At 67.0% G+C, this 6,602-nt stretch carries 6 protein-coding genes and 1 pseudogene; 3 read left to right on the top strand and 4 right to left on the bottom strand.

Annotated elements, in window-relative coordinates:
* Positions 1 to 120: pseudogene (locus tag ACWEK3_RS30625) on the bottom strand (DNA-directed RNA polymerase subunit alpha); the annotation flags it as partial.
* 203 nt (positions 121 to 323) lie between these two features.
* Between ACWEK3_RS30625 and ACWEK3_RS30620 the strand changes: the two are divergent.
* Together ACWEK3_RS30620 and ACWEK3_RS30615 are read left to right on the top strand one after the other, a co-directional pair.
* Positions 324 to 545 carry a hypothetical protein gene (locus ACWEK3_RS30620; RefSeq protein ID WP_361424740.1) on the top strand — a complete coding sequence of 74 codons (222 nt, stop codon included), beginning with the start codon at positions 324 to 326 and terminating at the stop codon, positions 543 to 545.
* Positions 546 to 1,078: 533 nt separating this feature from the next.
* Positions 1,079 to 1,753: a DUF4232 domain-containing protein gene (locus tag ACWEK3_RS30615; RefSeq protein WP_450545907.1), complete on the top strand. Its 675-nt coding sequence runs from the start codon at positions 1,079 to 1,081 to the stop codon at positions 1,751 to 1,753.
* A gap of 45 nt (positions 1,754 to 1,798) precedes the next feature.
* On the opposite strand, the gene ACWEK3_RS30610 is transcribed toward ACWEK3_RS30615, so the two are convergent.
* From ACWEK3_RS30610 to ACWEK3_RS30600, 3 genes are all read right to left on the bottom strand, one after another.
* Entirely contained in the window at positions 1,799 to 3,169 is a 1,371-nt protein-coding gene (locus tag ACWEK3_RS30610; RefSeq protein ID WP_453251072.1) for a phosphatase PAP2 family protein, read from the bottom strand.
* 290 nt (positions 3,170 to 3,459) lie between these two features.
* Positions 3,460 to 4,839 carry an FAD-binding oxidoreductase gene (locus ACWEK3_RS30605; RefSeq protein WP_453251070.1) on the bottom strand — a complete coding sequence of 460 codons (1,380 nt, stop codon included), beginning with the start codon at positions 4,837 to 4,839 and terminating at the stop codon, positions 3,460 to 3,462.
* A 39-nt stretch (positions 4,840 to 4,878) separates the two neighbouring features.
* Positions 4,879 to 5,799: an antibiotic biosynthesis monooxygenase gene (locus tag ACWEK3_RS30600; protein ID WP_453251069.1), complete on the bottom strand. Its 921-nt coding sequence runs from the start codon at positions 5,797 to 5,799 to the stop codon at positions 4,879 to 4,881.
* Between the two features lie 111 nt (positions 5,800 to 5,910).
* On the opposite strand from ACWEK3_RS30600, the gene ACWEK3_RS30595 reads away from it, so the two are divergent.
* Positions 5,911 to 6,477 carry a nucleoside deaminase gene (locus ACWEK3_RS30595; protein WP_141360101.1) on the top strand — a complete coding sequence of 189 codons (567 nt, stop codon included), beginning with the start codon at positions 5,911 to 5,913 and terminating at the stop codon, positions 6,475 to 6,477.
* Positions 6,478 to 6,602 lie beyond the last annotated feature (125 nt).

Below are 6,602 nucleotides of genomic sequence, written 5' to 3'. Positions count from 1 at the left end.
GCGGCGGAGCGAGTTGCCGAGGGTGTAGCCGAAGCCCGGCTCCAGCGGCTCGATCACGAACCGGGAACGGAACTCGTCGACGACCTCTTCGGTCAGTGATGGACGCTGAGCAATCAGCACGGGGTATTGCCTCCAGTGTTTGGCGCCCGCTATGTGACGCCGTAGTCACTACGAAGGGTACGGGCGTTTCGGCCTCCTGGGAGGACGAACCGCCCGACCTCGCCCGTCTGCCGGCCGGTCGGCGGGCTCAGCTCTCGCTGGAGTGGAGTCCAACGATCAGCGAGGTAGCCACCAGCGCGGTTCGTAGGCGCATACTGGGGGCGATGACAAAGCCTGCTGCACCGAAGCGTCATTTGCCTACCAGCCCCTTCAAGGCCCCGGTCACGCCTGCTCCCAAGCACTTCGCTGTGGGCGACCAGGTCACACACGACATGTACGGCCTCGGCCGGGTGATCGGCATCGAGGATGGAATCGCGGTGCTCGTGGATTTCGGCTCCGCGCAAATGCGGATCTTGAGCCCGTACGCCAAGATGACCAAGCTGTAGGACCGCTGTGCCCGGTCACGGCACGCCAGGCCCCTTCAGGGACCTGTAACGGAAGGGAGACCTCTCATCGATCCGACGTCGCTGTTCTCCGCCCTGGAAGGGCAACCCCGCCGCGCCGCCGGAGCATTGCCGCCTCCGACGACAAACCCCTTCCAGGCCCCGGACTTCGGGGAAGACGAGACCTTCCTGCTCGAGGATGTACAGGAGCCCGCCCAGGGCATGCGTGCCGCGCGAACCAAGGCGGCTTAGCTCTCACGAGTGAGGTGGCTTCGGCAGCCGGCCGCGGGCCGTCTCCGGTGCTGCGGTGAGGAGTGCGGCCGTCTCAGTTCCCGTCTCGGTCAGCCCCGTTCACCGTCGTCGAACCGGCATGGGCTCCCCCACCTCCTCGTGATCATGTCACTGGCCTGTGACAGCGTTGTCCTGAAACGAAGGCGCCGGGATCCGTTCGGCGCGAAGCCCCCTCATAGTGATCAGGCGACCACCGAGAGCCGAAAGGGCTCCGGCCTCAACCACTGATCACCAAAGGGGATTTCATGTCCGGCAACCGTCGCAAGGCCTTCCTCGTCTCCGCAGCCATCGTGGGCGGCGCCATGTTGATGACCGCATGCCAGGACGGGGACGCGGCCACGGACACCGGCGCCGCGCAGGGTTCGTCCGCCACCCCCGTCGGCGATGCGGCCACCCCGGCCGGCTCGTCGGCCGCGGGCAGCGGCCAGAGCACCGACAAGAGCTCCAACGCGACGGGCGAGGGAACCGAGGACGCGGCCGGCTCCGGCGCCGACACCGGCAACGGCAAGCGGGAACCGGTCGGGCAGAGCTGCGGCGCCAACGACATCTCCTGGAACACCAGGTCCGAGACCCAGGCCGGCGGATACATCCTGATCATCGCCAAGGCGAAGCCGGGGATCACCTGCTACCTGTCCGCCGCGCTTCCGACCGTGGCGTTCGGATCCGACGGCACCCAGGCGGGTCCCGCGGAGCAGACCGCCGGCAAGCAGATCAAGCTGAGCGGGAGCACCACCGCCTACGCCGGGGTGAATCCGAAGACCACCAAGGAAAACGGTGGCAAGGAACTGGACTTCATCATCGTCGGCGTCGGTGACGACGACCCCAACCCGGTTTCCCTGCCGGTCGGCACCATCACTGTCGAAGCCCCGATCGTCACCAACTGGCACACCGCCCCGGCGGAGGCCGTTCCCTTCAGCTGAACGGACCGATCTCGGCGCGCAGCCGACAAACCGGTGCAACACGATTCAGATCGGTTCTGGTTGCGGTACCGGTTGTCGCGCTGGTGTGGCCTTCGGTTCCCAGGCCGCGGTGGTCCGTACGAAGCCGTAGATCACGGAGGTCATCGCCAGCACGAGCAGGGGGCCGGACACCCACGGATGCTCGGCCATCGTCAACGGCAGGAAGCGGTAAGCCACCAACAGCGCGGTGAAGACCGTTGCCCCGTAAGCGGCCAGCCGGATCCCCGATCGATCCCAGCCGCGGTCGAGCGACCGCAGAGCTGCCTCGATCGTGAGCACGAACACGACGCCGGCAAGGAGATCCACGCCGTAGTGGTAGCCGAATCCCAGCGTTGCGGCGAGCGTGGCAACCAGCCAGAACGTGCCCGCGTACCGCAGGATGCGTGGGCCCTTCCGGGTATGGATGAAGATCGCGGTGGCCCACGCCGTGTGCAGGCTGGGCATGCAGTTCCGCGGGGTGATCTCGTCGAACGGCATGGGGTGCGGGGTATTGATCGGCGGCAGCGTTTGCGGCCACAGGTCGGCCACTGCCCAGTGCCCACTGGACGGAATGTCCGGCGACCACAGGCTGACCGTTGCCCAGTACTCGGTGCCGGTGCCGTAGGCGAAGATCGGTCCGACCACCGGGAAGATCATGTAGAAGGCCGGCCCGAGAAGGCCGATCACCAGAAAGGTGCGCACCAGGTGATGGCCCGGGAAGCGGCGCTCGACCGCCACGCCGCGCAGTTGATACAGGGCGACGACGACTGCGGCCACCGCGAGCTGACCGTAGACGATGTCGAGGAAATTGAAGCCGATGGGGCCGGTGGCCGCGACGACCCGGCCTACCAGCCACGACGGACTGCCCAGCGCGTGATCGGCTGTCGCCACGTACTGGTCGAGCACCGCGGGGCGGGTCTTCGAGGTGATGAGCAGCCATGTGTCGCCGGTCTTGCGGCCGGCCACCAACAGCAGGCCCAGCCCGACGCCCTTCAGCAGCAGGACACGTTCCGAGCCGGTGCGGCGGGTGGCAGCGATGACCCCGTAGCCCAGAATCACCCACAACGCACCGTTGCCGAAGGGGTGGCCGCTGGTCACCTTGGTGTCCACCGCCCACCGGACCAGCGCGAAGGCGATGTCGATACCGATCGCCGCACCCGTCGCGATGAACCGTTGCCGCCAGGTGAGGACCACCATCATCAACGCCATGGCGGCGTACAGCAGTCCGCCCGACTTGGGGGCGGCCACCACCTCTCGCACCTGGGTGGTGATCGGCCCTGGTAGGCCGTAGCGACGCGCGGCGAACTCCAGCACGATGAGGAATCCGAGAGCCGCGACACCCGCCACGGCCCAGAGTCTCTGCCGTCGTCGGGGCAGGTCCGGTCGCGGTATGCGCATGGGCGGAGTGGTCACTTCGTCCGCGATCCCGATGCGTCTCCCAAAGCCCCGAGACACCTCATACCCCCTTGGTCCGCCCCTGCACGCCACCCGTGCCCTTGGTGTGCGCTTCAGAGCGGACAGCCACAGTCAACAGCGGTCCCCCAAGCTCCCACGGGGAGGGAAGCACAGTGGATCTACGCAGGTCAATAGCCGTGTCGGCGCACAAGCGCCCTCGCTTCGCCGGCTGAGGGCTCAGACACCGTCGTCACGGGGCGGCCGTCGCCGCCTGCTCTGGGCGCCAGACCGTCTCAGGCGGACAGGTAGGAGAAGAAGAGACCCTGCGGGTCGTACTCCGCCCGCAAGGAGCGCAGGCGCTGCCAATCGGCATTCGTGAACGATCGTCGGGCCCGGGACGGGTCGGCGGTCAGGTCCGCTTCGGCGATGTAGTGACCGGTTCCGAACGGCTCCACCGCGCGCATGGCGTCGCGCAGCCAGTGCACGTTGACGTCGTCATGCGCGGGATCGGTCCAGACGGCGTAGGGCACGACGTAGCTCTCTCCGAGCACGGAGAACGCCATGTTCCGCAGCGACTCGTCCTCCCGCGAGACCGGTGAGACGGGCGCCAGCACGAAGGACTTCCCGGAAGGGGCTCTGGCGACCGCTTCGCCCAGCTTCGCCAGGAGCGATGCGTAGTCCTCGTGCGACCACAGCGTGTCGGCCGCGTAGCGGTGTTTTTCGGGCCACAGGCCCATGGAGCCGTCATAGAGAGCGGCGAGAGACGTCGGCTCATCGAGTCGCCGCCGCAGCGGTCGTTCGGAGAGAGGGCAGCTCCGCAGCGGACGCAGGGCGCCGACGGCTTCCGTGTGCGAGTCCGCGAACGCGGTGGCGGTGACGACGACCACCTCGGGCCACGGCCCATCCGGCACGCCTGGCGCGTCCTCGGCGGCCAGGAGGAAGGACAGTTCCACGTTCGCGGGCAGTTCGCGCGCCGTCTCGGTGGCCCAGTCGGCTACGGGGCCGACTGCCGTGAGAGGAAAGACATAGGAGGTCGTGGCGGGTGCGGTCGGGCGCGGCCGCAGACGGAGACGGAAGCTGGTGACGACGGCGAAGAAGCCGGGCCCGGCTCCCCGTGCTGCCCAGAACAGGCCGGGATGCTCTTCTTCGGTGCACCTGAGTACGTCACCGCCGGCTGTCACAGCGGTGATCTCCAGTACGCTCGCGCAAGCCACCCCCCACAGACCGGAGTTCCAGCCGAGGCCGCCGCTGAGGAGGTAGCCGCCCAGAGCGACGGAGGGGCAGTGCCCTGCGGGGAAGGCGAGATCGCGCCGGGCGAGCTCCCTCGCGAATCTGCTGCCGATGACACCTGGCTGCACGGTGGCCGTCGCCGAGTCGGCATCGATCTTCCACTGATCGAGCCCCGAGAGGTCGAGGAGTATGCCCCCGTCCCGCAGTGGTGAACCACACCAACTGTGTCCGCCCGCGCGTACGGCGAGTCGCAGTCCGCTGGAGACGGCCAGCTTCAGGACTTCCTGAACGTCCCGCTCGTTGGCGGCTCGGACGATCAGATCGGGGTACCGGTCCGGCTTGAGCTCGTTCCACAGAACGCGGGCACGGGCGGTCTCGTAGTCCGCGTCGCCCCTGCGGAGGAGCGCGCCCCCAATCCGTGAGCGCCGGTTTTGTTCGCTCATGACGACCTCCTCGTCGTGAGCATCTCCCGGGGCCGGCTGTCAGCCGGTGGTCAGGCCGAAGATCACGATGAACGCCAGCCAGCAGATCGCCACCACCGCGGCACCTGCCACGTCGATGCGGAGGGACCGCGCCTGACTGGGCATCAACCAGAAGGCGAGAGCTCTGTTCACCAACGGCATCAGCAGCCATGTCAGGATGGACACGCTCAACACGTTCGAGACGAACAAGGCGAGATATCCGGGCAGGCCGAGAGCGGCAAGTCGGGGGCCCACCACAAGGTTGAGGATCTCGACGGTGGGATAGAGGGCCAGCACCACGGACATGGCCTGCTTCCAGTTGGGCGGGCCACCCTCTTCCGCACCCTGCTCGAAGCGGAACCAACTGCCGAACGCGGATCCGACCTTGCGTACGTCGTAGGAAACGAAGGTGCCGCGCCCTTCGTCGAGGAGCTTTCGACGAGTGGTGGATTCGAGCCACGTGTCCAGGTGTTGACGGGTGTCGAAGCGGAAGGCAGTGACCCACTTGTCCTGGATCCCCTTCACGGGCCGGAACAACTCCGAGCCCATGAATCCCGGGAACCTCCGTTGAGCCGACAGGATCTTCTCCTGCCAGCTCACAAACGCCCGTTCCTGGTCAGGTCGCACGTCGTGCGAGATCACCGCGGTGACGGCGTCATGGACCGGCGTGCCACCCGCGAGAACTTCCTGCGTGGGGGCCTCCTCGAACAGTTCGCGTCCCTGCTCGAGGAGTTCACGGCGCGTATCGGAGTTCATCCACGCGGTCAGCTGATCCAGGTGGGAGAAGCGGAAGACGACGACCCACTCGTTTCCCTCGGCGGAGGGCGGAGGGTACTGCTCCGTTCCCTCGAACCCGTCGAATTCGCCTACGACGTCGTTGGTTCGATCCTGCCAGCGCAGGTAGTCGTCTTCACATCCCGGACGGACCTTCTGTGAGATCACGACGGTCGCGCTGTCACCGTGGGAGCCAGGAGTTGCACGAGGACTCACGCCTCCTAGAGTAGATAAAAGCCCCATATGCCGCAAAAGTAACGTGGGATCGGAGGCGCCGAGATGGGACACAGGGAGCACCTGGCCGAAGCGGCGCAGTTGGCCACCGAATCCGTCGAGAACGGCTGGGGAGGCCCCTTCGGTGCGGTGATCACTCATGATGGCGAGGTGATCGCTCGAGGCCAGAACCGCGTGCTGCTCACGGCGGATCCCACCGCGCATGGCGAGGTGGAAGCCATACGCAAGGCCATCCAGTACCTCAACCCGGATGCTCCCACGGTCTCGGAAGACCACCAGAACGAGTACACACTGGAGTTGGTGCCCCGTCCCGAGGGGTCCCCGGACATCTTGCCGGAGCGTGCCCGCATGCTCCAGGGATGCTCGATCTACACCAGCGGCGCGCCCTGCCCCATGTGCATGAGCGCCATCTACTGGGCGCGAATCGGCGCCGTCTACTACAGCTGTGACTGGAAGGCCACCGAGGAGATCGGGTTCAGCGACGACTTCCAGTACGAGGACTTCCAGCGGCCTCCGGACCAGCGGAGCATCAGCATCAAGCAGATGTACCCCGAGCTGGGCGCCCAGGCCTACCAGGCGTGGCAGGACAAGCCGAACCACCATCCGTACTGACGGTCGCTCGCTCGTGGGTGCGCCAGCGTCCCGCGGCATGGAGAGAAGACCGGTGGGGTATCGCCTGGCCGCTGTCGTGGCGGCTTCGGCGTGATCGTAAGAGCCCCCGGCCGGCGGAATCTCCG

Source organism: Streptomyces sp. NPDC004721, from assembly GCF_053601495.1.
Note: the sequence above shows the minus strand (reverse complement) of the source record. Positions and strands in the feature narration are given on the sequence as shown.

Excerpts from the sequence above, each read along its gene's own strand:
- ACWEK3_RS30605 (WP_453251070.1), bottom strand. The coding sequence starts at position 4,839 with ATGAGCGAACAAAACCGGCGCTCACGGATTGGGGGCGCGCTCCTCCGC.
- ACWEK3_RS30610 (WP_453251072.1), bottom strand. The coding sequence starts at position 3,169 with ATGCGCATACCGCGACCGGACCTGCCCCGACGACGGCAGAGACTCTGG.
- ACWEK3_RS30620 (WP_361424740.1), top strand. The coding sequence starts at position 324 with ATGACAAAGCCTGCTGCACCGAAGCGTCATTTGCCTACCAGCCCCTTC.
- ACWEK3_RS30615 (WP_450545907.1), top strand. The coding sequence starts at position 1,079 with ATGTCCGGCAACCGTCGCAAGGCCTTCCTCGTCTCCGCAGCCATCGTG.
- ACWEK3_RS30595 (WP_141360101.1), top strand. The coding sequence starts at position 5,911 with ATGGGACACAGGGAGCACCTGGCCGAAGCGGCGCAGTTGGCCACCGAA.